This window comes from Wolbachia endosymbiont of Trichogramma kaykai (assembly GCF_045765165.1).
Classification (GTDB): domain Bacteria; phylum Pseudomonadota; class Alphaproteobacteria; order Rickettsiales; family Anaplasmataceae; genus Wolbachia.
Genome location: NZ_JBJJXK010000004.1, coordinates 347,420 through 371,383, shown reverse-complemented (window position 1 = coordinate 371,383; position 23,964 = coordinate 347,420). Strand labels below are relative to the sequence as shown.

The 23,964-nt window shown below is 33.4% G+C and carries 26 protein-coding genes and 3 pseudogenes; 11 read left to right on the top strand and 18 right to left on the bottom strand.

The window, feature by feature from the left end; genetic code table 11:
* Positions 1–68: 68 nt before the first annotated feature.
* The 5 genes and pseudogenes from wTKK_RS05965 to wTKK_RS05945 form a co-directional block, all read right to left on the bottom strand.
* Positions 69–1,241, bottom strand: a pseudogene (locus tag wTKK_RS05965) (phage major capsid protein).
* An 891-nt stretch (positions 1,242–2,132) separates the two neighbouring features.
* Positions 2,133–2,813 carry an orotidine-5'-phosphate decarboxylase gene (gene pyrF, locus wTKK_RS05960; protein ID WP_407512712.1) on the bottom strand — a complete coding sequence of 227 codons (681 nt, stop codon included), beginning with the start codon at positions 2,811–2,813 and terminating at the stop codon, positions 2,133–2,135.
* A 43-nt stretch (positions 2,814–2,856) separates the two neighbouring features.
* Positions 2,857–4,023 carry a hypothetical protein gene (locus tag wTKK_RS05955; RefSeq protein ID WP_458695415.1) on the bottom strand — a complete coding sequence of 389 codons (1,167 nt, stop codon included), beginning with the start codon at positions 4,021–4,023 and terminating at the stop codon, positions 2,857–2,859.
* A 185-nt stretch (positions 4,024–4,208) separates the two neighbouring features.
* Positions 4,209–4,406 (bottom strand): hypothetical protein, encoded by a 198-nt coding sequence (locus wTKK_RS05950; RefSeq protein ID WP_407512709.1) that lies wholly within the window; start codon positions 4,404–4,406, stop codon positions 4,209–4,211.
* Positions 4,407–4,444: 38 nt separating this feature from the next.
* Entirely contained in the window at positions 4,445–4,618 is a 174-nt protein-coding gene (locus wTKK_RS05945; protein ID WP_407512707.1) for a hypothetical protein, read from the bottom strand.
* A 284-nt stretch (positions 4,619–4,902) separates the two neighbouring features.
* Between wTKK_RS05945 and wTKK_RS05940 the strand changes: the two are divergent.
* A pseudogene (locus wTKK_RS05940) lies at positions 4,903–5,991 on the top strand (IS481 family transposase).
* 204 nt (positions 5,992–6,195) lie between these two features.
* On the opposite strand, the gene wTKK_RS05935 reads toward wTKK_RS05940, so the two are convergent.
* Positions 6,196–6,330 carry a hypothetical protein gene (locus wTKK_RS05935; RefSeq protein WP_407512705.1) on the bottom strand — a complete coding sequence of 45 codons (135 nt, stop codon included), beginning with the start codon at positions 6,328–6,330 and terminating at the stop codon, positions 6,196–6,198.
* Between the two features lie 97 nt (positions 6,331–6,427).
* Between wTKK_RS05935 and wTKK_RS05930 the strand changes: the two genes are divergently transcribed.
* The 3 genes from wTKK_RS05930 (at position 6,428) to wTKK_RS05920 (ending at position 8,646) form a co-directional block, all read left to right on the top strand.
* Positions 6,428–6,829 (top strand): hypothetical protein, encoded by a 402-nt coding sequence (locus wTKK_RS05930; protein WP_407512703.1) that lies wholly within the window; start codon positions 6,428–6,430, stop codon positions 6,827–6,829.
* A 186-nt stretch (positions 6,830–7,015) separates the two neighbouring features.
* Positions 7,016–8,275 (top strand): proline--tRNA ligase, encoded by a 1,260-nt coding sequence (proS, locus tag wTKK_RS05925; protein WP_407512701.1) that lies wholly within the window; start codon positions 7,016–7,018, stop codon positions 8,273–8,275.
* Positions 8,272–8,646 carry a holo-[acyl-carrier-protein] synthase gene (locus wTKK_RS05920; RefSeq protein ID WP_407512700.1) on the top strand — a complete coding sequence of 125 codons (375 nt, stop codon included), beginning with the start codon at positions 8,272–8,274 and terminating at the stop codon, positions 8,644–8,646. The genes proS and wTKK_RS05920 overlap by 4 nt, the downstream gene beginning before the upstream one ends.
* 53 nt (positions 8,647–8,699) lie before the next feature.
* Here the strand turns inward: wTKK_RS05920 and wTKK_RS05915 are convergent, their stop codons facing one another.
* The 6 genes and pseudogenes from wTKK_RS05915 to wTKK_RS05890 all read right to left on the bottom strand — a co-directional run bounded on the left by wTKK_RS05915 (position 8,700) and on the right by wTKK_RS05890 (position 11,537).
* Positions 8,700–9,434 (bottom strand): hypothetical protein, encoded by a 735-nt coding sequence (locus wTKK_RS05915; RefSeq protein WP_407512699.1) that lies wholly within the window; start codon positions 9,432–9,434, stop codon positions 8,700–8,702.
* 55 nt (positions 9,435–9,489) lie between these two features.
* Positions 9,490–9,879 carry a phage tail tube protein gene (locus wTKK_RS05910; RefSeq protein ID WP_407512697.1) on the bottom strand — a complete coding sequence of 130 codons (390 nt, stop codon included), beginning with the start codon at positions 9,877–9,879 and terminating at the stop codon, positions 9,490–9,492.
* Complete coding sequence (locus wTKK_RS05905) at positions 9,854–10,255, bottom strand: DUF3168 domain-containing protein (RefSeq protein WP_407512696.1); 402 nt, start codon at positions 10,253–10,255, stop codon at positions 9,854–9,856. The genes wTKK_RS05910 and wTKK_RS05905 overlap by 26 nt, the downstream gene beginning before the upstream one ends.
* Before the next feature lie 218 nt (positions 10,256–10,473).
* On the bottom strand, positions 10,474–10,821 hold the full coding sequence (locus tag wTKK_RS05900; RefSeq protein WP_407512695.1) for a head-tail connector protein: 348 nt from the start codon (positions 10,819–10,821) through the stop codon (positions 10,474–10,476).
* 102 nt (positions 10,822–10,923) lie between these two features.
* Positions 10,924–11,216: pseudogene (locus wTKK_RS05895) on the bottom strand (hypothetical protein).
* 111 nt (positions 11,217–11,327) lie between these two features.
* A complete protein-coding gene (locus wTKK_RS05890; RefSeq protein WP_407512694.1) occupies positions 11,328–11,537 on the bottom strand; it encodes a hypothetical protein in 210 nt (69 codons plus the stop codon).
* Positions 11,538–11,790: 253 nt separating this feature from the next.
* Between wTKK_RS05890 and dut the strand changes: the two genes are divergently transcribed.
* The 3 genes from dut to wTKK_RS05870 all read left to right on the top strand — a co-directional run bounded on the left by dut (position 11,791) and on the right by wTKK_RS05870 (position 13,283).
* Positions 11,791–12,252, top strand: a complete 462-nt coding sequence (gene dut, locus wTKK_RS05885; protein ID WP_407512693.1) for a dUTP diphosphatase — start codon at positions 11,791–11,793, stop codon at positions 12,250–12,252.
* 184 nt (positions 12,253–12,436) lie between these two features.
* Positions 12,437–12,886, top strand: coding sequence for a DUF1206 domain-containing protein (locus tag wTKK_RS05880; RefSeq protein ID WP_407512691.1), 450 nt, complete (start codon positions 12,437–12,439; stop codon positions 12,884–12,886).
* Between the two features lie 145 nt (positions 12,887–13,031).
* Entirely contained in the window at positions 13,032–13,283 is a 252-nt protein-coding gene (locus wTKK_RS05870; RefSeq protein WP_407512689.1) for a hypothetical protein, read from the top strand.
* On the opposite strand, the gene nusB is transcribed toward wTKK_RS05870, so the two are convergent.
* From nusB to yidC, 3 genes are read right to left on the bottom strand one after another with little or no spacing between them, the layout of a single operon-like run.
* Positions 13,266–13,748 (bottom strand): transcription antitermination factor NusB, encoded by a 483-nt coding sequence (gene nusB, locus wTKK_RS05865; RefSeq protein WP_006014794.1) that lies wholly within the window; start codon positions 13,746–13,748, stop codon positions 13,266–13,268. The two genes, wTKK_RS05870 and nusB, sit on opposite strands and share 18 nt — an antisense overlap.
* Positions 13,748–14,176, bottom strand: coding sequence for a 6,7-dimethyl-8-ribityllumazine synthase (locus wTKK_RS05860; RefSeq protein ID WP_407512688.1), 429 nt, complete (start codon positions 14,174–14,176; stop codon positions 13,748–13,750). The genes nusB and wTKK_RS05860 overlap by 1 nt, the downstream gene beginning before the upstream one ends.
* Complete coding sequence (yidC, locus tag wTKK_RS05855; RefSeq protein WP_407512687.1) at positions 14,154–15,863, bottom strand: membrane protein insertase YidC; 1,710 nt, start codon at positions 15,861–15,863, stop codon at positions 14,154–14,156. The genes wTKK_RS05860 and yidC overlap by 23 nt, the downstream gene beginning before the upstream one ends.
* A gap of 113 nt (positions 15,864–15,976) precedes the next feature.
* Between yidC and wTKK_RS05850 the strand changes: the two genes are divergently transcribed.
* The gene (locus wTKK_RS05850) at positions 15,977–16,501 is read left to right on the top strand and encodes a TIGR02281 family clan AA aspartic protease (protein ID WP_407512685.1); all 525 of its coding nucleotides are present in this window, start codon (positions 15,977–15,979) and stop codon (positions 16,499–16,501) included.
* 5 nt (positions 16,502–16,506) lie between these two features.
* Here wTKK_RS05850 and secF read toward each other — a convergent pair whose 3' ends face one another.
* Positions 16,507–17,382 (bottom strand): protein translocase subunit SecF, encoded by an 876-nt coding sequence (gene secF, locus wTKK_RS05845; RefSeq protein WP_407512684.1) that lies wholly within the window; start codon positions 17,380–17,382, stop codon positions 16,507–16,509.
* 157 nt (positions 17,383–17,539) lie between these two features.
* The gene (dnaA, locus tag wTKK_RS05840; RefSeq protein ID WP_407512683.1) at positions 17,540–18,922 is read right to left on the bottom strand and encodes a chromosomal replication initiator protein DnaA; all 1,383 of its coding nucleotides are present in this window, start codon (positions 18,920–18,922) and stop codon (positions 17,540–17,542) included.
* 326 nt (positions 18,923–19,248) lie between these two features.
* Here dnaA and wTKK_RS05835 point away from each other — a divergent pair, with 326 nt between their 5' ends.
* Positions 19,249–19,986 (top strand): type I glutamate--ammonia ligase, encoded by a 738-nt coding sequence (locus wTKK_RS05835; protein ID WP_407512682.1) that lies wholly within the window; start codon positions 19,249–19,251, stop codon positions 19,984–19,986.
* 3 nt (positions 19,987–19,989) lie between these two features.
* On the opposite strand, the gene wTKK_RS05830 is transcribed toward wTKK_RS05835, so the two are convergent.
* Positions 19,990–20,727, bottom strand: coding sequence for a hypothetical protein (locus wTKK_RS05830; protein WP_407512681.1), 738 nt, complete (start codon positions 20,725–20,727; stop codon positions 19,990–19,992).
* Positions 20,728–20,888: 161 nt separating this feature from the next.
* Here wTKK_RS05830 and wTKK_RS05825 point away from each other — a divergent pair, with 161 nt between their 5' ends.
* Both wTKK_RS05825 and wTKK_RS05820 read left to right on the top strand, forming a co-directional pair.
* Positions 20,889–21,071 carry a hypothetical protein gene (locus wTKK_RS05825; RefSeq protein ID WP_407512680.1) on the top strand — a complete coding sequence of 61 codons (183 nt, stop codon included), beginning with the start codon at positions 20,889–20,891 and terminating at the stop codon, positions 21,069–21,071.
* Between the two features lie 39 nt (positions 21,072–21,110).
* Positions 21,111–23,879 (top strand): efflux RND transporter permease subunit, encoded by a 2,769-nt coding sequence (locus wTKK_RS05820; protein WP_407512678.1) that lies wholly within the window; start codon positions 21,111–21,113, stop codon positions 23,877–23,879.
* Positions 23,880–23,964 lie beyond the last annotated feature (85 nt).

The following is a 23,964-nucleotide window of genomic DNA, read 5'->3' as shown; positions in this document are numbered from 1 at the left end:
CTCCTTAAATTAATAATAATTTAATTGTTATATAAAAAGTATAATATGTCAATTATTTCATAAAAATTTTAGTACTTGCTCGCAATTTTCAACAATTTAATAGCACTGGTGTTGACAATCTCCCCGTCAACACGCTTAGTGACAAAAAATCTAACATAAGGTTTGTTTGTATAAGGGTCTCTAAGTAGTTCTCATTCCTCTGTTATCTACGATCTTATAAGCTTGTTTAAAATCCGCTACTGCAATCATTGTAGGTGGCATATCAGCAGATTGATATACTGGTATTCCCATTAAAGTATCTGGTTTTTCAAGCGATAAACTGGGCTACCAAAGATACTGACCTGTTTCAGATTTTAGTAGCCTCACGTCCTTTAACGTACTCCTGTTCATCAAAAATGATGCATTTTTAGAGTAATGTTCATTTAGAGAGTAGTACAATATCATTATGGCGTCGCTGTCTAGCTTATCAGCTTTAATTTGCTCTATCTTATTATGACCATTTCCATTTTCGTAAGTTAAAATTCCTTTAGGCTGAAAAGTGCCATCACCTTTAATAAAGGCTTCGTTCTCCTTCTTACTGAAAGTTTCGGCAACCTTTTCTACAAGTAAATTTTCAACATTGACAAATGCATCATCGAGCAATTTTGTGATATTTGCAGCTGAGCATAGAGCTCATAAGTTGTGATGGAAATCTTTTGAATTTTAGGTGTACTTGTGTCTTGTGCAAAATCATACTTGGATTTATAGCTACCATCCTCGTCGTCTACTACTTCACCACTCCAACCTGCACCAACACGGTCACAATCTTCTATAATATAATCCAGCGTTTCAGTAGAGATTCTTTGATTGGAATATATCTGCCGCATTGGAGATGAATCAGTTACACGCTTGTTTATGCGTTTTACAATATGAGGAATAACTAAATACCCTCGAATATCATTGTCATCTCCACTTAGGGTTTTATGTGATAACCTGTTTTCCATTCCTTTGCGAATATAATCAGAAAAATATTTATCACCTGTATTACAATCTGTGTTAATCTCTGGGCGTTGAGCTGAGGTTTCAATAAAATCTAAGCGCTCTTTGCAATTATCAATATTACTATTTATCTTGCATAGCTCCTCGATCGTTGCAGGTCCTTTGCTTTCGATTTCTTTTAGTTTGCGATCATTTATTAATTTAAATTGCTCCCATGATGAAGCGAGTTCATTAACACGGTGAGCGATATCAGTAAGTGACATAATAGCCTCCTTTAAAAATAAAATTAGAATAGTATTGTAATTTGAAGGTAATCTTTCATCTCAGTACCTTTTTGTTATCATGTAAACTTCATTCAGAAACAAGACCGGTGAATGGCAGCTTATTATAACTCAAACGCTTGTTTACAATATGGATCCCAGTGCTGGGATGTTGCCCTCATGGTAAACAACGTTCATACAACTGTATACGTATAATGCTCGCGCCTGCCATTCACTGGTCTTTTTTCTGGATTCTAGCATTGGCTTCATGGTAGATACAGATGAACGTAAGCTACTTGGCAGTGAGAAAAAAATAATAATGATTACTTGTTGAAGGAAAAAAAAGGTAGTGTAGTATTACACCACGGTAAATACTATACTTAACTGTTAGTACCATACAGCATCCATTTTTTTTGTGTCAAGCATTTTTTCGCTGCGTATCTGTTCAGAAGAATGTGCAAGTAAAGTACGTAGCTGTACAAATTTGCTAAAACAATAAATGTTACCCTTTAATTATCCTCTTTTTATCATTTCAGTCACAGCTGTACGAACATTGTGGCAATTTTCATAGTAAACAGTGTCAAGCACTGCCTTTGTGTTCGAGGCAAAATTAGTTTAACATACTGTTTTCGAAACAAGTAGCTTTGCGTGTCTATGATGTCATCCCAGTGCTTGACACTGTGATCTAGTTTTTGGACATTATTTTGACATATGTCCTTAAGGACTATTATTTACTGCATAATTTGCAAATACTTTTTATATCTGGATCCCAGTGTCAAGCACTGGGATGACACCCATTTAGTTATCTTTTCTCGTCTACCTTGTTTTGCCACCCTGCTGAACGGATACATACCATTTGTTGCTTTTACCCTATTCTACCTTATCTGCCCTGCTTCAATCAGTAAGGGATTTCAATATTAATTCTGCACTACTTGCGGGATTGTCACTTTTTGTAATGGGTCTGCCAATTATGATATAATCAGTTCCTGAATTTATTGCTTCTTTTGGTGTTGCTGTCCTTTTTTGATCATTATGAGTTGAATTCATACGGATTCCTGGAGTAATAATTTTAAAGTCTTTACCACATTCTTGGCGCACTTCTTGAGCTTCTAGTGCAGAGCAAACTACTCCATGTAGTCCAATCTTTTTTGCAAGCTTTGCCAGCAAAATTACCTGTGATTTTGCTTCCCTTGCTACTCCGAGTTCACTCAGATCTTCATTGATCATGCTGGTCAGTACTGTTACTCCAATTAGCTTTATTTTCTTTCCTTGCACTACACTTAGTGCTTCTTTAAGTATTTTTGTTCCACCACTGATATGTAATGTTAGCATTTCAATATCTAGAATCTTGATTGCTTCAATCGTTCTAGCGACAGTGTTTGGAATATCATGCAATTTAAGATCTAAAAAAATTGGTATATTGCACTTTGCAACTTCTCTCACTCCAGAAGGGCCATGTGCAGCAAAAAATTCCAACCCAAGCTTGATCATGCCAACCTTATCACGCAGACCATTAGCTAAAGATATAGCTTTATTCAAATCTTGTGTATCTAGTGCGCATATTATTGGATTCATTATCTTGTATAATTTTTTTTATAATAAGAGTAATTGTTGCATTTTACAATCGATATTCAGTGATTGTTCCACTTGCAATGCCTTGTATAGACATTGAACACGATAATCTGGTCGTAGTGGGTGAACGACTGGCGCATCCAAGATCTTCCTGTAAAGAATCAGAAGTTTCCTCCGATGTTTTCGAACCTTTAATTGGCTTGAATTCCATAAGCTGCCCTAATATAAATTTTACTTTCTGAGTCTCTCCTAATACTATTTTTTTGCTATAATCTTTAATTGTTTCATTTTCTCTCATCGATTCTTCTATCTTATCTATCAAATATTGAAGTTCTTTTATTTGACTGTATTGCTCTAAAAGTGAATTTCTTAAATTTTTCACTTCGTTATTACAATCTTGTCTTATTCTGTCTGACTCAAAAGATTGATTTTTAATGAAACCGTCTGCTTTATCTAGCTCTTCAAATTTCCTTTTTAACTCTTGAAATAAGTTTTTATTTTTCTGACCAATTTCTTTAAATTTACATTGTAATTCATCTGATTTCACACAAAGTTCTTCTTTTCTTTTATGCAATTCTTCTTTTTGCATATATAGTATACGTTTCTCTTTACGTAATTTGTCTATTTCCTTATATAATTCTCCATATTTATCACTGTCTATTTTTCTTTTCAATTCGATTATAAGTTTTTTCCTCTCAGTTAGATCAGCTTCTTTTTCCTGTAACTGTTTACACAAATATGAGATTTTATGGAGTAGTTCTTTTTCTTGTGCAGTAAGCTCATCTTTCTCCTTCGTTACTTTTTCTAATTTGTCTGTAATTACAGCATTGTATATAGTGTTTGACCCAGTAATAATTTCCATTCCAATTATATAGATAATTTTTTCTTCTAATTTCTCCTCCAAAGATTTTTTTTCTTTAAGAAAAGATTTCCTCTCATCTTCTATTTTTTGACCAAATTTTCTTTCTTTCTCGTATAAATTGTGCTTTTCTTGAGTCAACTCACGCTCTTTGTGAGCAAATTTCTTCTCCACTTTACTAGCGTCAATAATTATTTTATATAAAATCATAAAAGCCAAAACAGATAATACAGCTAAAGCGAGAATTAAAGAATTAGGTACATTAATAAGCGCTAAAGATTCAAGTAACGTGAAAGTAGCCAGAGAACTAGCTATAAAATAAAACGTATTATATTTATTAAGTAAATTGCTCATCATCCATATACAAAACTTCAGCATTCTTATATATATTGATTAAAATTGTCTTACCTGTAGAGGAGAACACTTATCACAATTGTACCAGCGATCAACTTTAGTTGATATTCTAACTAAACTCAAAATGCAAGGTGGCATCAGACGGGAGTAGAACATCTACTAGAATATCCAAAATCTTCTGAATATTAAGCTTTATCTAGCTCTTTATTTGGTAGTGCTGATAAATCTCCATTACTTATATCTGAAGGAGCAAGGCTATCATTAGTTTGTACAGATATTTCTTCAATTACTCCTTTTATTTCTTGATCACTGACTCCAACATTCTTGATTAATTCCTCCAATCTATTCAAAATCTCTAATACAGTTTCCTGTGATATAATCACTTTATCTCCTTCTCTTACATTCTCTTTGAACAAATATATCATGTTTTTGCCAAATCTTGTGCTAAGCTCACACGATTATGATAAACTAATGAAGATTGATCATTCAAATCTGAAACTTCTTCTTTTATAGAATGCTTCTCAAATAGTAACTCTTTGTACTTTTTATGTTGAATTTGACTTTCTTCCTCCAGATTGATGCTATAATTTTCCAACTCTTCACTGTTTTTTCTTTCTTTATTAAGATTTTTTTTTCTAACTCTTTAATCCTACTGAAATATTTAGTTTCTTTCTCTTCCGATTGCTTACTCAGTTCTTCTAAATCTACAGTCAGTTTAATCACTTCTTGAGTTTTTTCATTTAACTTTTCTTGTAATCGTCTTTTTTTTCTTCTTCTAAATCCGATGATTTAAGTCTTAAATTATAATAGTTTAGATTTGATCTGACAGATTAATAAAGTAAGATAAAAATATAAATAAATTTTAAAGGAGTGTCAGACATGAGTACAACACAAGAAAAAATACTAGAACCAAAGTTGGGGTTGCTAGAACTTGCAAAGCAATTAGGAAATGTATCCCAAGCGTGTAAAGTAATGGGATATTCAAGGGATACATTTTACCGCTTCAAAGAGCTATATGAAACAGGAGGGGAAAAGCATTATATGAGATAAACAAAAGCAAACCATTACTTACCAATAGAGTACCAAAGGATACAAAAGAAGCAGTAGTTAAAATAGCAGTAGAGTTTCCAGCATATGGACAAGAAAGAGCAGCTAATGAATTAAAGAAAAAAGGAATTCTAATATCTGCTAGTGGTATAAGGTCAATATGGCAAAGAAACGATCTCGAAAATTTTAAAAAGAGATTGAAAGCCCTGGAAGCAAAGGTGGTCCAAGACGGTATAATTTTAACGGAGGAGCAAGTTGCTGCTTTAGAAAAAAACTAGGGAACAAAAAGAAGCCAATGGCGAAATTGAGACACAACACCCTGGATACTTAGGTAGTCAAGATACCTATTATGTAGGCAATATCAAAGGTATTCGAAGAATTTATCAACAAACTTTTATTGACACCTACTCTAGAGTGGCCTTCGCTAAGCTTTATACGGAGAAAACTGCTATCACAGCTGCAGATCTTCTCAATGATAGAGTTATACCATTTTTTGATGAACAGAAAGTTCCATTGCTACGCATTTTAACTGATCGTGGTACAGAGTATTGTGGTAAACCAGGTAGTCATGCGTACCTGTTATATTTGGGAGTAGAAAATATTGATCATTCTAGAACCAAAGCTTATTCTCCACAAACTAATGGTATATGTCAAAGGTTTCATAGAACTATGCAAGATGAATGTTACAATATTATCTTTAGGAAAAAGATTTATAGTACTTTGGAGGAGCTTCAGTTAGATGTCGTCATTGGTTGCATTCTTATAACAGAGATAGAACTCATTCCAGTAAGTATTGCTATGCCTATGCAGACCTTTTTTGATAGTATGAGTATTGCTTACCAAAAAAAAATATTGATAACATTAAAACAGATTCTGATATCAGTTTTGAACTCGTCAATTCTTCTGTCAGATCAAGTCTAAATTATTAGAGTTCCTAATTGCTTTGCAAGTTCTAGCAACCCCAACTTTGGTTCTAGTATTTTTTCTTGTGTTGTACTCATGTCTGACACTCCTTTAAAATTTATTTATATTTTTATCTTACTTTATTAATCTGTCAGATCAAGTCTAAACTATTACGCAAGATAGTAGTTTACAGAAAGCAAAAGGACTTGAACATAGCAACACTCATACATCATCACTTCCAGTAACTCCTGGAACATCCAGTACACCGACACCACCACCTCCATTGCCACAAGGTGCTGTTTCACCACCATCTCCTCCTTCAGCTCCAGGTGGAATTAATTCATTGAAAAAGACCAATGGTTCTGATAAGCCTGGTGCTGAAGTTAGTAATAACGCTAATCAATAGGATGATAGAAATGCTTTGTTGGAACAAACAAAGAAGAAGGATTTTACGTTGAGAAAAGTTTCCGATCAGAATAAAAATGATAAAAAGCTAAGTAATAACGAAAATACAAATTTGATAAAGAACGCATTTGAGAATTTGCAGAATTCTTCTATGCTAGAAGTAACTAAATCCTTAGATAGCGAAAGTGATGACAAAGATGATGATCAAAATCGTACATCTGATAGTGAGTGGGAAGATTCAACACCTTCAACTCCGCAATCAGACGGTAAAAAAGAAGTGAAAGTTCTGACAGTGGTCATGAATCTGATGATAATGAAAAATCTAAACCTACATCTCCGTTACGTTCTGTGCAAACAGAAGGTAAGCCACTGGTACCTCCTAAGACTGCTGGTTTACAAACGAAATCTGAAGCTTCTCCTGGAGTACAAACAAATAATGTTGATCCAGTGAATAGTGAGGTGCAAAAACCATCTTCTTTTGTTATTCAAAAGGTTAATCTTTTTGGTGGAAAAGCAGACCCATGTCAACTTAAAAGTGTCACAGATCGAGGCAAGAGCAGTAGTGCATCCTTCTTAAAATAAGTTTACCTATGAGTCTAATTGTATTAGGATTACTCAGTACAATCAGATTTATCAAATGCGCTTATCTCAATATTACCTGCCAACTTTAAAAGAAACCCCTTCTGGTGCTGAAATTATTTCTCATCAATATTTGTTACGTGCGGGCTTAATCAAGCAGACAGCATCTGGAATTTATTCTTGGTTACCTCTTGGCCTTTTGGTACTTAAAAATATTGAAAATATTATCAGAGATGAAATTGGTGCTATTGAAGTGTTGATGCCTTGTGTGCAGCCAGCAAGTCTTTGGCAAGAGTCAGGACGTTACGATGATTACGGCAAAGAAATGCTGCGTATTAAAGACAGGCATGAAAGCGATATGCTTTTTGGTCCAACACATGAAGAAGTGGTAACTGATTTGATTAGAAATACAGTAAAAAGTTACAAAGATTTGCCACTTTGTTTATATCAAATTCAGTGGAAGTTTCGTGACGAAGTAAGACCTCGTTATGGCGTTATGAGAGGCAGGGAATTTCTGATGAAGGATGCATACAGTTTTGATGTAGATTACGAAGGTGCACTGAATTCATATAATTTGATGTATAAAACTTACATAAAAATCTTCAAACGCATGGGACTTACTCCAATTGGAGTGAGGGCAGATACAGGACCAATTGGAGGAAATTTAAGTCATGAATTTCATATATTGGCAAGCACCGGTGAGAGCACTTTATATTATGACAATAAATTTTCTGAACTGCTAGAGAGTGAAGATATTGAAAGCCTGAAGACCATATATATAGTTGCAGACGATATGCATGATCCTAAAATTTGTCCTATACCGCAAGAACAGTTAAATGTTAGCAAGGGTATTGAAATAGGGCATATTTTTTATTTTGGTGATAAATATTCAAAACCTATGAAGGCAAGTGTTACTTCTCAAGATGGAAAAAATGTTAACATACATATGGGTTCATATGGCATCGGAGTTTCAAGGCTTGTTGGCGCAATAATAGAAGCTTTCCATGATGATAAAGGGATTATCTGGCCAGAGGCAGTAGCTCCTTTTAAAGTTGGTTTGATCAGTTTACAAACGAAAGTAACAGAGGCTGCAGATAAAATATACAAAGCTTTGAAAAGCGATGAAGTGCTTTATGATGATACGGACGAAAGTGTAGGAGTGAAATTTGCCAGAATGGATCTGGTAGGCTTGCCGTGGCAAATAATTATTGGAAAGAAAGCAGTAACTTCAAATATAGTTGAAGTAAAAAATAGGGCAACTGGAGAGGTAGAGGAAATACAAGTTGAAGAAGCAATAAATCGTTTTAGCGCAAAATGATATACGGTATTGGCACTGACATAGTATATATACCCAGAATATTGAGAATATCACAAAAATACGGGGAAAAATTTCTCAATAAAGTCTATACTAAGAAGGAGATAGAGATAAGCAAAAAATATAATAGCCAAGAAGTAAGAGCAAAATATTTTGCTAAACGCTTTGCTGCAAAGGAAGCTTTTGTTAAAGCGCTAGGCACTGGATTCAGCCAAGGAATTATAATGAAAGATATAGAAATATACGGTAATATCAGGGGAAAACCACATCTTGCTATGACAAAGGATTTCATCTCGAAAGACTACAAGATACACCTTTCTCTAAGTGATGATCAAGATTATGCTACTGCGTTTGTTGTAATTTGCGTTGCATAGACATTGTTTAGTGCATACGATTTCAAAATTTTTTTTTGAAATTATACTTTGAACTACACAGATCGACCTTTTTGTGAATCCTGGTTTCTGCTTTCTGCAACTTGTTTTGCAAAAGACGTCTCTTGTGTGTTCATATGTTGAAGTGGTTTAGCAATTTCGCGCACAACAGCAGCAACTGCAGTTAAAAACGCCTTGAACAATCCACCTAAAACTCCACCAACTGCTTCTCTACCGTACATACGAGCTTGCTTTTCATTGTCATCAGCAGTTTCCCCTGCCCTCCTTCTTGGATCCATTCTATGAGCAATAACTGAAAACAACACCCCCCTAATTGAAGACTTCACTCGTGCTTTTGCCTTCTGAACATCCCCATCACTTGCTACTTCATGTTTTTCCCTACTATTCATTAGCTCCTTTTGTTGTTGAAAACTTAAGATCTCTTCCATCAGTTGTTTCTTTCTCTTTTCCAGAACTCTTTTCTTGGACTCTGATTTATCGCGAGTGTGTTTTGTGGTTTCAAGTTCAACATCAATATCCTCAGATGCTGCTTGGCTATATAAGGTTTCTATGAGCCTATCTATACTTCGCTTTACTTGCATAGTCCTTTCATAACTATCTAAATTATCAACTCCTTCATCAATTTGACTTAAAATATCCTCGAAAGGTTTTAAATACTCTTTGCACTGCTCTTCAAGCTGATTTTCATTCTTCAAATTCCTTTCTCTTCTGTCATCGCTATTCTCTTCAACATTATCATCGGCTTCTTCGAAAAGATCCTCATCGTTCATAATTTTTTTTAATGCATTCCCACTTATTATTGTATATGAAAAAATTAAATTAACACTAATGAAAAGTGTTCACAACTTCAGCACTGACTAAAACTACAGTGAAGCTGTCAAAAGTGGCAGGATCGTAATATCTCTCATACAATTCAACCGAATACCTGAGTTTTATCTTCTCCTTAGCATTGAAACTAATCTCATAATCATTATTAGAGTTTAACATTGCAGAATTACGCAATAATTCATCAGCCAATACTGAATTTAAAATGCCATTAATTTTTATTGTAATCTTTCTACTTCCAGCACAATCAAGCACTTTTCTCCAGCCAAAAGAGGAAATATCTTTCATCTCTTCTTTGTTATTACGCAAAGTAAACCTTAAGTTTCGTATATTATTCAGCACGACAAAATTATTGTCATGACCTTTAATTTTCAGCTGTAATTTGCTCATCGCTACCTCCCTGTATTAAAATATCAAAATTAATTGTTGAATGTAAAACTTCATCATGCTGATTTATAGCACAATTACTTTCCAAAATGGTCTCACTACTAATGCTCTTTACCACCAAGCTAACATGCTTTATAGCAGCAAGCATGCTGCTTATATGATAAGTATATATGTCGCATGAAAATCTTACTTTTGTAGCAAAGTTAGATAGCATATGCAGGTTAATATAATTTACTATGCTCAATCTCAGATAAGGAATAGTAACCTGCTTAGGCAGGTAATCATACATGTTAGTAACATATTTCTTTAAATCAGAGTTTGCTTTTAATTCTTCATAAATACTATTATACAACTCATTTATAATTTGAATTTTTTCCATCTCACAGATACGGTTACGAAGATTGCAATTTGTAGGTACAAAACAACCTTTGGTTCGCGAAATGGAGAATACACCTTCTTCACTTCAGATAAATGGCTACTTACTTCTGATTCACTATTTTTATAGAGAGCAGAAACGTGCTGCATAATACCTAGCTTTATTTGCTCAGGAACACTATCATAACCAGCTTCATATAAAACGTCAGCTCTTAATTATGCTCAAATAATTGAAAATTCAATATAGCTTCCTATATCACGAAAATAATAACTAAGTTTTCTATTCTTATCAGTAGCCAATATTATTTTATTCACAGGACCATAGCTTAAATAGATTCTACGAGGTATATAACCTTCATATGAAACTTGCCACGTTTGCTTTACTAGAGACTTTTCCATATGCCACTGAGCATAATCATTTGCCATAAAAATAAAACTTGAAGTCAACTTATCATCTTGATCATTTTCAATTCGTAAAAAAGATTTAACCTCTCCTAAAGTTACTGGAAAAGATTTAGGCTTAGACTTACGTTGTATGTTTATGATTGGATACTTCAGTCTTGTTGACATAACAACCCTCCTTTTCTATATATAGCTAAAATAAGTAAGACTTATCCATAAAAAATCTTACTTATTTTAGTTATCACTTAATATTAAATTGCAGCAGCAACTCTATCGTACAAGTATATTGAGAAGAGAACGTATTAACGCTGTTTCTCCTTTTTATTGATCAGGTTTACTAAGCAGGATTTTAGTAGATTGACATTCTGAGAATGAGTGTCATTGAAAGTGGAGTTTATTTCTTTAGCAAGTAGACTGCAAAATTTCTGCACACTTTCATATGCGATATTTTCAAGTTCATGTGCAAACTTATCTTGAGCTACAGCTGATATGTCTTCTACTTTCTCATTGAACTCTTCTAGCTTTCTTTCCTTACCTTTAAAATTTTTCGTAAAAGTTTTCATATTAATTGGCCTCAACTATTCTTGTAATTATAATGACAATAACAAAGACTACCGAAGTAAAATTAGCACTACAATACTGCAAACAACAGCAGCACACCAAACCGGTTCACTTTATAGCGTAAATTCAAGTATGTCATTCAAGTAGCCCTTTTTTTTCTCATCCCAGTGCACAGACACTGAGATCCAGGAACCAGCGTCACGCGCTGGAATGACACCCTCTGTATAAACATTAAGAAATTTACTAATAAAAAAAGGCAAAAGCGTTAGCCAGTTGTTACTCTCTAATCCTACAAATTGGCGTTCTATACTGTATTTAAACATTTTATGAGCCCGCTTCAGCTTATATTAGGTAAAAACCTAGAAATTATTGTGAGGACATAAAGTGCACATAGCGCAAATATTTATAAGAGGCCAACTGTATAATACTCTTGTCGTTTAATCTGCATAGATTGAAGTAAATAAAATAGTTTCAATTTTATGGTAAGGAAGCTGAAAAACTTGTCAAGTAGTTTTCTTATCTTTTACAGGCATAATTTACATGCTACAATCAAATTTTCATAACTAGTTAATAAAAATGCAAAGAGATAAAATTAAAGTAGAAATAAAAAAGTTATTACATGGCGAAAGCCTGCCTCTTCCCTGTTATGCAACTATGCAGAGTGCTGGTATGGATCTTTATGCTGCATTGGACGACTCTATTATTTTAAATCCACTTGAAAGGTTACTTATTCCAACTGGCATTGTAATTGCAATACCAAACGGTTTTGAAGGGCAAGTTCGCCCACGTTCTGGACTTGCTGCAAAACATGGAATCACTGTCTTAAATTCTCCGGGTACTATAGACTCCGATTATCGAGGTGAAGTTAAAGTTTGCCTAATCAATCTAAGTAATCAACCATATGAAATAAAAAGAGGAGATAGAATCGCACAAATCCTTATTACTCCTGTATCTCAAGTAATTTGGGATGACAGAGAAGAATTCTACACAGAAGAAACCGTCCGCAATGAAGGGGGCTTTGGCTCAAGCGGTAGGTAGTTCATTATATGTGAGTTGACTATATTGATTTTTTGATATATAATATTAATATATTATTAACTTATTTTAAGAGGAAATTATGTCAATTTTAAAAAACGACCGTCACAAAACGAACATTGCACTTGTAGCGCTTACTTCTCTGTATGTTATAGGCACAGCAGCAGTACTTTCAACACCGTATTGAGTGTCTTCAACTTCGCTTTTAGCGCCACTTGCAGTTTTTGCAGCTACACCACTTGGAATAAGTGTTTTAGCATTTGTTGCCGTTGCACTGGTTGGTTTAGCAATATATTCCATCATCAAAAACAATAAAATATCTGAGCCTAAAACTCCGAACATTGTTATTAGAAGTAATAAAGGAGATCTATTTGTGAAAGTAAAAAATGAAGATTTTGAGTATATCAAAAAACACAACCAAAATAAGAATCAAGATGGCAGTGTTATCCTCGATGAGTATCTTATAGATTTTAGCTTAGAAAGTAACAGTTACTACATTACTGCTACAAGTAAGGAATGGATAACAATGATGGATTATTATGGTCCTAAAGAACTCATCATTAGACTTGTGCCAAGCTCAATTATTAAATCACCAGGAATTGAGCAACAAGAGGAAGAAAGATCATTATCCAACTAAGTATAGAAGGGGTAGACTAAATAAGTCTGCCCTTCATTTTTTAGTTTTAGTTATTTAAGCTTATTATAGAATCTGTCTCAAAGTATCCATTCAGATGCATGACTAATGTGTAAATATCGAAGCAAAAGTGGTGTCATCCCAGTGCTTGACACTGGGATCCAGTTTTCTTGATAAATTTACCAAAAGTGTTTCATTCTATAACGCAAAATCCATATTTACCAAACCGAATGCATTACTTGCAATCTCGATCCCAGTGTCAAGCACTGGGATGACAGAAAAAGGAGCACTGCCATCATATTGGATAACACCATTTACTTCTATAGCTGTCTTTTCTATCTTATTTTGTCACCCTACTGAACGAATACCTTACGAGAAGTTACTAAGGATTTTTATTTAGTCTGACTGCATCCTTTACCTTATCTAACAACCCATTAATAAAGCCAATTTTGTTTGGAGCATCAAGTAAATCAGATGCAATGTTAGTATATTCATTAATAACAATTGGTGCTGGTGTATCAAAATCAATTAACTCACATACTGCAATACGCAAAATAGATAAGCTTATAAGATTTAATCGTGAAAGTGACCAGCTTGGGTGTAAATAAGACTCTATTATTTTATCATATTCTTCACTGCTTTTTATAACCTTACATAACAAGTTTTCTAAGAACTGATGTTCAAATTCTTCACATTCAAATATATCTTTCAACGTACTTATGTAGTCCTTAAGCTCACAATTTTCCAATTTAAAAGTGCTTTTGTTGTAACTTACAAAAATATTTGAATAAGCAATTTGTACAGCAAGAAATCTTGCCGTACTTCTTTTTATGCGCCACTTTTTATCTACTGGTTTTTCCTCCATTATTTTAATTTATCGTGTAGATCTATCATATGCAAAACAGTTGAGGCTGCATGGCCACCAACGTTCTTTTTATTTTTGTCAGCTCTAATTAGTGCTTTATCTTTGCTGTCAGTGGTAATTACGCCCATACCAAGGGGTATTGCATAATGCATAATAACTTCATTTAAGCCTTTTATTACTCCTTTACAAACATATTTATAATGATCAGTTTCACCGCTAATCACGCACCCAAGAGCTAAATAACCGTCATAATTAGCATTCTTGCTTTTTACTGCAAAGAGAATTGTAGCTGGTATCTCAAATGCACCAGGAACTTCAATTATGTCATAGCTTGCATGACTTTCTTTTAATCTATCAACTACACCTTCAAGCAAAAGGTTCGCTATTTCAGTGTGGTAAATTGAATTAACTATTAGTATTTTCGACATTCATCCCCACTTTTCTTGTTAAAAGCAACTTTATCAATGATTGTTGAACCAGAGTTATAATATTACTAAATATCCAATATATTACTAGGCCGGCAGGAAAAGAAGAAAAAATAAAGACAGAAATGTAAGGTAAAAACTTCATAACATTTACTTGAATATCATCTTTACTGGTTTGATCTTTCTCACTTAGCTTCTGCTGAATTATCATGGTAGCGCCGAAAATTATAGGTAAAATGCCTATAGAAATAGGAAAGTTATAATTAAACAAACCAAATAATGTAAAAATGTTTGTTGGATCAGAAGCTGAAAGATCCTTAATCCATAAATAAAAAGGGGCGTGTCTCATCTCTATAGTAACAAATAATACTTTATAAAGGGCAAAAAATACTGGTATTTGTATGAGCATAGGGAAAATGCTCGACATTGGATTTACATTATTTCTCTTGAACAACGCAATTGTCTCTTTGTGCTGCTTTAAGCTGTCATTTTTGTATAACTCTTTTATACGAGTTAATTCAGGCTGCAGGCTTTTCACCTTGAACATCGAAATATATGATCTATTAGATAAGGGAAGCATCAAAAGTTTGATTACTAAAGTTAACAATAATATTGCTAAGCCAAAATTTTTCAAAACAAAGTTAAAATATTCAAGCAGTAAAAACACCGGCTTGGTTATAAAATAAAGAACACCAAAATCTACAGCCTTATCAAACAAAGGTATATTGAGAGTGTCTTTATAAGAATCAAGTAAATTCAATTTCTTTGCACCAGCAAAAAAGTAGTTCAGAGTAGAAGCACTTGTACCAGGGAGTATGTGTATGTAAGGTCTAACAAAATCTGCTTGAAACTTATCAATGTTATTAACATTCGTGTGTTTAATGCTCACATTTATTTTATCTGATTTCTCAGGTACGATGGCTGTAAGCCAGTATTTATCAGCAAAACCAAACCAACTTTTTCCACTCGTGCTTGCCTTTATTAAACGCTTCTTAGAAATACTCTTATATGTCCACTCCTCTAGCTTATTGTTAAATGCACCTAGTACTCCTTCATGTGATATCCAATAGGATTCGTTAATATTATCACGTTTACGATTGATTTTACCATAGGGAACCAAAACTACATTATCTTTTGTATTGTTTTCAATAATTTGCTCAACTTTAAACATATAGTTATCGTCAAGGCTAATTTTCATTCTAAATAAAATGCCATTTTCATTATCCCAAAATAAATTGACCTCTTTTTGATTGAGCTTATCCGCTTGCCATAATGTTTTAGAATCTGGAACTTTAATTTTTTCATTCGGATCGATCCACCCAAATTCTGCGAAATATACATCTTTTGATTCTGCAGGTGACAGTAATACCACTTGTGGAGAAGAAGAACTAGGTTCTAAGTGGTAGTTAGTTAGGATTAGGTCATCAAACCTTGCACCTTTCAGAGAAATTGATCCTTCAAGCATGTTATTGGTTAAATTAACTCTCTGTTCTCTAGTAGAATTAATAATTTCAGAACGATTTTGGTATACCACAGGAGCAAGGTCGTTAGAAGATTCGATATGTTCAATATTTTCAACCGATGGTTGGCTTTGGCTCGTGTTAAGAAAATTATCATAAATAATATGCCATAATACTATAATCAATATAGAAAGAATTATCGCTAAAATTAAATTTTTTGCTTCTGACATGAAATTCAATCGAACATATCTACTTAAGTTATATATTAAATATTGTACTAAAACAATAAAATTTACCTATTTTAAATAATAGCTTTTAACGCTAATCTTAAAAATTCACTCTTATGGCTTCAAATTTTAATAATATGAATGCAGCAAAAAATCTAGTTATTTGGCTACTGATAATAGTCATTACTGCAATGTTTATTGATTCACAAGGGGATAAACTAAGCAATAGGTTTCTGAGCACTTTTCTACCGTACAAAGGAAGGGTTCAAAATGGCAGAAGTATTGAATTTACAAAGTCATACGATGGACACTTTTATATTCAAGCTCAAGTCAATAATCGTAATATAACGTTTTTGCTTGATACCGGAGCAACTGATATTGTTCTATCAAAAAAAGATGCGTTACATGCTGGTATTAACTTACAAAACATTCAAGACTTTAAAATATATGAAACTGCAAAAGGTCAAATAAAAGCTGAAGTGGTTCAAATACCTCAAATTAAAATAGGAAATTTTTTAATTAATGATGTGCACGCTAGTGTTAATACTCACTCTATGTCCCATTCATTACTTGGTATGAGCTTTTTGAGATATTTTCATTTCACTATTAGGGATAACAAGCTAATATTATATCGTAGTTAAACGTTCTATACTCTACTTATCAACGCTCTGCAGGTCAATATAGGAGCAGAGATAAATATTGCGGAACAGGTGCCGATTGCAATGCCAAAAGAAATGATTAAGCAGAAGTCTCTGACCACACCTGTACAAATCAGCACTAATGGAAGAGCGGCAAGAAGAGTAGTACCTGAAGTTAACATAGTGCGAAATAGCGTCGAATTAATGCTGGCATCAACTACTTCACCTATTTTTGCATTTTTTCCACTTTTTTGATACTCTCGAATCCGATCATATATAACCACTGAGTTATTGATTGAGTAGCCAATCACGGTAAGGAGAGCTGCAACTGATGAAATATTAAACTCAATACTCGTTAAACTGATAAAGCCAAGAGTTAAAATCACATCATGGATCAGTGCCATTATTCCACCAAGTCCACACTGCCAGTTAAATCTAAACCAAACATAAAAAAATATTCCAATAATTGCAATTAACATGGCTGATATCCCTTCAAATATCTGCGTTGAGCCTATTTGTGGACCAACATAATCTATTTTACGATAAGTTACCAAATTACCTAATTTGCTCTCTAATATACTTTTAACCTTTTTAATTTTATCTTCATCTCCCTCATCTTTAAACCGCACAACTAAGTTATCACCAGCTTTTGAACTCTGTATCGTAAATCCACTCTCTTTTAATATACTGAGAATAGCATCATCCTTGCTTGAAGATTTTATCTCTATCAAAATTCCACCTGTAAAGTCTATACCCAAATTCATCCCACGCAGCATAAAAGCAAGCATTGAAAAAATGATAAGAATAACGCTAACAAGTGCTGTCAAATTTCTATATTTACTAAATCTTATATCAAGATTATCTGGAATAAGTCTAATTGCCATATTTCCTACTTAAATTGTGATTTTATACACTTTTTAAGCAATCGACTAGCTATTTTCTTTTAGCTTATATTGATAATGATCTTTGATTTACTTAATCTACTTGAAAAAGATATTTGATCAAAAAAATGAAAACAGCCTGGTTGTCATTAATAAAGTGCTACTTAAACATCTTTTTTAATCGATTGATTTCATCAGCAAATTTTGGGTCATTTCTTATGAAATTTTCCACTTGTTTGACTGCATGTATAACAGTAGCATGATCTCTACCACCAAAATTTCTTCCAATATCTGGTAAACTTTTTTGTGTAAACTTCTTTGCGAAATACATAGCTATTTGTCTCGGCCTCGCAAGACTGCGAAGCCTTCTATTAGATTGCATATCTGCAACCTTTATACTGAAAAATTCAGCTATTTTTCTCTGTATTTCTTCTATTGTGATTGACCTATGATTTGACCTAAGAAGATCAATCAGGGTCTCACTAGCTGATTCTACTGTCATGCTTCTTCCAATTAAAGAGGTATGAGCAACCTTATTTAATGCTCCTTCTAGTTCTCTTATATTGGATTTTATATTCCTTGCCAAAAATTCTAGGACATCCTTTGGAACATACATATTCATTCGTTCCACTTTCGCCTGCAATATACCAAGTCTTAATTCAAAAGTTGTTTCATTAATATCTGCAACTAATCCCCAACCAAGTCGCGATTTTATTCTTTCTTCTACTCCATCGAGATCACTAGGAGACCTATCAGCTGATATAACCAATTGCTTATTTTGGTCTATCAACGCATTGAAAGTGTGAAAAAATTCTTCTTGTGTACTATCTTTACCACTGATAAATTGCACATCATCTACCATCAATACATCTACTGATCTAAATTGCTCTTTAAATAACATAATATCTTTGCTCCGCAGCGCCGTAATATATTGATACATAAATTTCTCTGCTGATAAATATACCACTTTTCTTTTTGCTGAGGGAGAATTGACTATGTACCAAGCTATAGCATGCATTAAATGTGTTTTACCAAGTCCCACTCCACCATATAGAAATAAAGGGTTGCTTCCTGATATTGGATCTATAGATTCCGCTACACGCTTTGCCGCTGTAAATGCTAACTCATTTGACTTTCCTACCACAAAATTATCAAAAGTGAATCTGGTATCTAGTGGTGAACCAAGATTATGATTATTTTCCTCTCTATTTTTTGGTATCGTATTAGAATTTGAATTTCTTTCTTCAATTAATTGAATATCAATAGAACATACACTTTGATCTTCGCTTTGCCATAATGATAATATTTTTTCCATGTAGTGAACTGTAATCCACTCCTTTATAAATCTTGTTGGCACAGACAACAAAACTTCTCCATTTCTATTGCTGATAAATCTTAGTGAACTCAGCCAGCTGTTATATGTTGCTTCTCCATAGAGATTATGGAGATAATTTTGGATTTTTTCCCAAGTAACATTGTGGTCCGTTACTGTAATAATCTGATCAAAAAACACAGTAGAAACCTTAGGGTTAGTTAAGTTCATATACCACACCAAGAAAGAACAATAATCAGAAAGATGCAAGATAATCAACAGCTTACTGTAAGATAAAAAGCTAACACTACTTAATACACACCTAAAATTATGTAGATTTTTTGATGAGTTGTAAAGAGTATAAAAGCACTAAAATTGATCATTTTTTTTGAAATAAAAACAATCAATTTGTAAATGTCGCTTGTACCAAGGATTAGAAGTATGTTATTAAAAAATAGTAATATATTATGTATAAACAAGATATTAAATTGACTGATAAATAAGTAAAGTACTGTATAAATACAGCTGATTTAGTATAAATTTATTGAAGTAAATTTGTGATTATATTAAGTAATTTGAGTCATAATACTGTATTCGGTATTGAACTGGAGTTTTACACTGAGGGAATAAAAAAAGAATATTTATTTCTGAATAGCATCAAAAATAAAATAGCTTCTCTTGGATTTTTTTGTGAGAAAGAGAGTTCTTTAAACCAATATGAGATAAAAAGTGACTGTTATACGAGCTCTGATAATTTAATTATGCATTTTGAGTTGGCAAAACAATTGCTTACTGAAGTAGGACAAAAACTTGGGGGTAATGTTTCTTTTAAAGCAAAACCTTATTTGGATAGAGCAGGCAGCGCACTAAATGTACATGTTAGCCTCATGGATTCAAATAATCATAACTTATTTTATGGCAATAGGCAAAAATACAGTGACCACCTTATTCACAGCATAGGTGGATTATGTGCAATGATGAAAAAACATATGCTATTCTTTGCTCCAAATGATGATTCATATTTAAGATTTCAGTACCCAGATATTCACACTCCAACTACGATTAGTTGGGGAGTGAATAACAGAACTGCTGCGATAAGAATTCCCTATTTTGGCAACGATTCCAAAAGATGCCGCCTAGAGCACCGTGTTCCTGGAGCAGATTGTAATCTTGAAAAAGTACTCACAGCAATAATTGAAGGTATAGTTTTTGGTATAGAGAACAAAATTGCTCCGCCAAATAGAGTATATGGCATTGCATCCGATCCTCAATATAAGATGGAGAGTTTGATATAGCAACTACCTATTAAACCCTAACCCATTAAACTCCTTTGAGATAATTGTCAATCCTAGCACTTTCCTCACATCATTATTTGTATTCCCATGCTGTAATAGCCAGTCTGCAGCAGATATTTTCTGCGTACTTTTAGATGATTCAAGCCCTATATTGGTAAGGTTGCTCGGTGGCTGCTCAGGAAGTGGATTACCAAATGCATCCATGTGTTTAGATAAAGGTTCCATAACAATATTTGTAGCACTAGAAACGATCGTTGGCTGCTCAGGAAGTGGATTACCAAATGCATCCATGTGTTTAGATAAAGATTCTATGACAATATTTGTAGCACTAGAAACGAAATGACTATCTGTAGTATCAGCACTTTTAGAAAGTGAATTACCTTTGAAATCCATACGTTTAGGTAGTCCATTTTTCATTTCTTCTTCTGCTCTTTTATTTTTTAATCCTTCTTCTAGCTCAGTTTCAGTTCTTTTTGGTTCTTTTACGGTATCTTTTTCTTCACCTTCATCAAAACTGCTATACCCTTCATCTTCTGACATATCATCAGTTTTAACAGACTTAGGTCCTGATTTATTAAGCAATGAAAGTAATGCATAAGTAACTGCAGCAGCAGTAACTATAATGGCTATCTTTGCAGCAATGTGAATCACTGTCAAAAATACTAAAGTTGATGAAACACCAACCAACCCAGATACGATCACTTTATTCTTGCCTTCTGTCACACTTAAAACTGCTACCATAATAATCCCTCAAACACCATACTAAAGTCATATTATATAGAAATTTTCTCACGCTTGCAAAGCTATAAAAATTTTTATCATCTACATAAATATATGTAAGGATTAATTAATATATAATTTATCTTAGACATAATATGATATAAATACGCATGGTGTTTGGCATGAAAAGCTTACTTGTAGAGATAAATAGAACAGTAATATTATTGCTTATCGTGATTTTTACCTTCGGCTCATACACTCATATAAAGATGCCAAGAGAAAGCAATCCTGATATACAGATTCCTATAATTAGCGTATTTGTTGGGTTTCCTGGTATTTCTGTCGAGGATAGTGAAAGTTATTAGCTATTCCCAATAGAAAATGAACTAAGGTCCATTGAGGGCGTGAGAGAGCTAAAGGCAATTGCAACTAATGACGGTGCTCACATGATAATTAAGTTTGGTACAGAATATGATAACAAAGAAGTACTTGATAACGTCCGTTCAAAGCTTTTAAATATAAAATCAAAATTACCTATTGAAGCAGAATCTCCGATAATCAATGAAATAAACTTGAGCTTATTTCCTATACTAAACGTTGGCTTGATTGGTAATTTGCCGGAAAGAGCTTTAACTGAAATAGCACTCAAACTAAAGAAAGAAATAGAATCTCTGCCAAATGTTCTTAAAGTTGAAGTGGCAGGTATGCGTAAAGAAACAGTGGAAGTTATAATTGAACCCACAGTTCTAACAAAATATAACATTCAATCAAATGAGATATTTCAAGCTATATCAAACAACAACAGATTGGTAGGAGCTGGATCACTAGAAAATGATACCGGTAAATATTCGATTAAAATATCAGGGTTATTAAAAGACATGGAAAATATTATGAATATTCCTATTAGATCTCAAAGTGATGCAGTTTTGAGAATCAAAGATATAGCAAAAGTATACTTTGGGTTTGAAGATCACCAAGGATTTGCTCGTATTAATGGACTACCTAGCATTGTACTAGAAATTTCAAAACGTAATGGAAAAAACATAATAGACACGGTAAATCAAGTAAAATACTTAATGGACAAAGCAAAAGATCAATTACCTGAAAATTTAAAAGTAGTTTATTTGAATGACCAGTCAAAAAATGTACGTGATGTGCTTGAAGACTTGGAAAATGGCATAATATTTGCCGTATTACTAATACTAACCATAATAATGCTCTTTATGGGAAAAAGGGCTGCTATTCTTGTTGCACTATCAATACCTGGCTCCTTTCTCATAGGAATAATGGCTCTTTACCTAATGGGTATTACTCTAAATATAGTTGTGCTCTTCAGTCTAATTATGGCAGTTAGGATGCTGGTTGATGATGCAATTGTAATCAGCGAATATGCTGATAGAAAGATGATTTGTGGCATGGATAAAGTAGAAGCCTTTTGCACCTCAGTTCATGATATGTTCTATCCAGTTTTATCATCAACATTAACTAAATTATCAGTGTTTTTCCCTCTGTTACTCTGGCCCGATACAGTCGGTAAATTTATGCAGTACATACCAATTACAATAATTCTAACTTTAACTGGATCGCTAATTATGGCTTTGGTTTTTATACCAACACTTGGTGCAATATTTGGTGAACCTTCAATAACTTCAAAAAAAGAAATAATAAGAATGAGTGCTATAGAAAGTGGTGAGGTAAAAAATACTGGGCTTATAATAAGTACTTATGTACGTATGTTAGAGAAAGTCTTAGATCACCCCAAAAAATTTGTATGTGTTGTTGTATTTGTTTTATTTTTATCTAGTATATTATATTTTACTTTTGGTCCTGGATTAAAGTTCTTTCCGAATGTAGATTCAGATAACATTTTAATCAGCGTTAAAGTAAAAGAAAGCTTATCAGCCAAAGAACGAGATTTGATACTTAAGAAAGTAGAAGAACATATTTTGGGTGTTAAAAAAGAAATTTATGTTTTTTATGCTCGATCAGGAAAATTTTCAGACAACGTTATTGCCAAAATTCAATTGGAACTTGTAGATTGGCGCTGCAGGCGCAAAGCTAAGCAAATACTAAATGACATAAGGAGTAGTGTACAAAACATAAAAGGGGTAATAATTGATGTACAGGAACAAAAGTCAGGACCATCAGCTGACAAGCCAATACAAATTAACTTAAGAGGAAGTGCATCCAACTTGAATTCAGTAGCAGAGAAAATCCTAAAAATTATGGACCAACCTTCATCTGGATTTATAAATATTCAAGATAGTAGATCATCACCTGAAATAGAGTGGAATATGAGTATTGATAAGAGTAAGGCTACAAGCTCTGGAGTAAGTGTTGCAACCATCGGTGATTCTATAAAGATGGTTACAAATGGAGTATTAATTGGAAAATATAGACCAAATAACGCAGATGAAGAAATTGATATTGTACTACGCTTTCCCAGAAAGAATCGCAACATGAAAACTATAGATAACCTTTTTATTAATACAGCAAATGGACCATATTCTATGAGTAGCATAGTAAAATACGTTCCCGAAAAAAAGGAAAACAAACTAAGTAGGATTGATGGATCACGCACAGTAACAATCTCTGCTGACGTTGATACTGGCTATCTTGTTGATGAAAGAGTTAAGTTCATTCAAAATTCGATTACTCAAGACTGTAGTAAAGGAGTAAAGATTGATTTCAAAGGTGACAAGGAAGATCAACAAAAATCAGGAGCATTTTTATTAAAGGCTTTTGTATTAGCAATTACATTGATGATATTGGTGCTAGTGGCACAGTTTAACAACATATACTATACATTTATCGTAATGACAGCGGTGTTTTTATCAACAACATGTGTATTTTTCATTTTCTTTCTTATTCAGAAAGTTTTTGTAATTGTCATGTGTGGAGTGGGGATAATTGCTTTAGCAGGAATTATAGTGAATAATAATATACTATTGCTTGATGCCTTTCATCAGAAAATTAAGGTGCACAAAAATAACATTAAGCAATGTATAATAAACGCTTCAATTTCTCGCATCAGGCCAATAATACTTACCGTTGCAACTACAGTTCTTGGTTTAATACCGATGATTACTAGGTTAAATATCAGTTTTTTTAGCTACAAATCACATATGATGCTCCGTCAAGCCAGTGGTGGGTTGATATTTCAGCAACCATAGCAAGTGGAATATTGGCTGCAACGGTCCTAACTTTATTCTTTACTCCGGCATTGCTTATCATACAAAGACATGAAAAAACTTGACT

Excerpts from the sequence above, each read along its gene's own strand:
- yidC (WP_407512687.1), bottom strand. The coding sequence starts at position 15,863 with ATGTCAGAAGCAAAAAATTTAATTTTAGCGATAATTCTTTCTATATTG.
- wTKK_RS05915 (WP_407512699.1), bottom strand. The coding sequence starts at position 9,434 with ATGAACGATGAGGATCTTTTCGAAGAAGCCGATGATAATGTTGAAGAG.
- wTKK_RS05910 (WP_407512697.1), bottom strand. The coding sequence starts at position 9,879 with ATGAGCAAATTACAGCTGAAAATTAAAGGTCATGACAATAATTTTGTC.
- secF (WP_407512684.1), bottom strand. The coding sequence starts at position 17,382 with ATGGCAATTAGACTTATTCCAGATAATCTTGATATAAGATTTAGTAAA.
- nusB (WP_006014794.1), bottom strand. The coding sequence starts at position 13,748 with ATGGAGGAAAAACCAGTAGATAAAAAGTGGCGCATAAAAAGAAGTACG.
- wTKK_RS05890 (WP_407512694.1), bottom strand. The coding sequence starts at position 11,537 with ATGTTTAAATACAGTATAGAACGCCAATTTGTAGGATTAGAGAGTAAC.
- wTKK_RS05860 (WP_407512688.1), bottom strand. The coding sequence starts at position 14,176 with ATGTCGAAAATACTAATAGTTAATTCAATTTACCACACTGAAATAGCG.
- wTKK_RS05825 (WP_407512680.1), top strand. The coding sequence starts at position 20,889 with ATGAAAAGCTTACTTGTAGAGATAAATAGAACAGTAATATTATTGCTT.
- wTKK_RS05905 (WP_407512696.1), bottom strand. The coding sequence starts at position 10,255 with ATGGAAAAAATTCAAATTATAAATGAGTTGTATAATAGTATTTATGAA.
- wTKK_RS05830 (WP_407512681.1), bottom strand. The coding sequence starts at position 20,727 with ATGGTAGCAGTTTTAAGTGTGACAGAAGGCAAGAATAAAGTGATCGTA.
- wTKK_RS05920 (WP_407512700.1), top strand. The coding sequence starts at position 8,272 with ATGATATACGGTATTGGCACTGACATAGTATATATACCCAGAATATTG.
- proS (WP_407512701.1), top strand. The coding sequence starts at position 7,016 with ATGCGCTTATCTCAATATTACCTGCCAACTTTAAAAGAAACCCCTTCT.
- dnaA (WP_407512683.1), bottom strand. The coding sequence starts at position 18,922 with ATGAACTTAACTAACCCTAAGGTTTCTACTGTGTTTTTTGATCAGATT.
- pyrF (WP_407512712.1), bottom strand. The coding sequence starts at position 2,813 with ATGAATCCAATAATATGCGCACTAGATACACAAGATTTGAATAAAGCT.
- wTKK_RS05850 (WP_407512685.1), top strand. The coding sequence starts at position 15,977 with ATGGCTTCAAATTTTAATAATATGAATGCAGCAAAAAATCTAGTTATT.
- wTKK_RS05900 (WP_407512695.1), bottom strand. The coding sequence starts at position 10,821 with ATGTCAACAAGACTGAAGTATCCAATCATAAACATACAACGTAAGTCT.
- dut (WP_407512693.1), top strand. The coding sequence starts at position 11,791 with ATGCAAAGAGATAAAATTAAAGTAGAAATAAAAAAGTTATTACATGGC.
- wTKK_RS05955 (WP_458695415.1), bottom strand. The coding sequence starts at position 4,023 with ATGAGCAATTTACTTAATAAATATAATACGTTTTATTTTATAGCTAGT.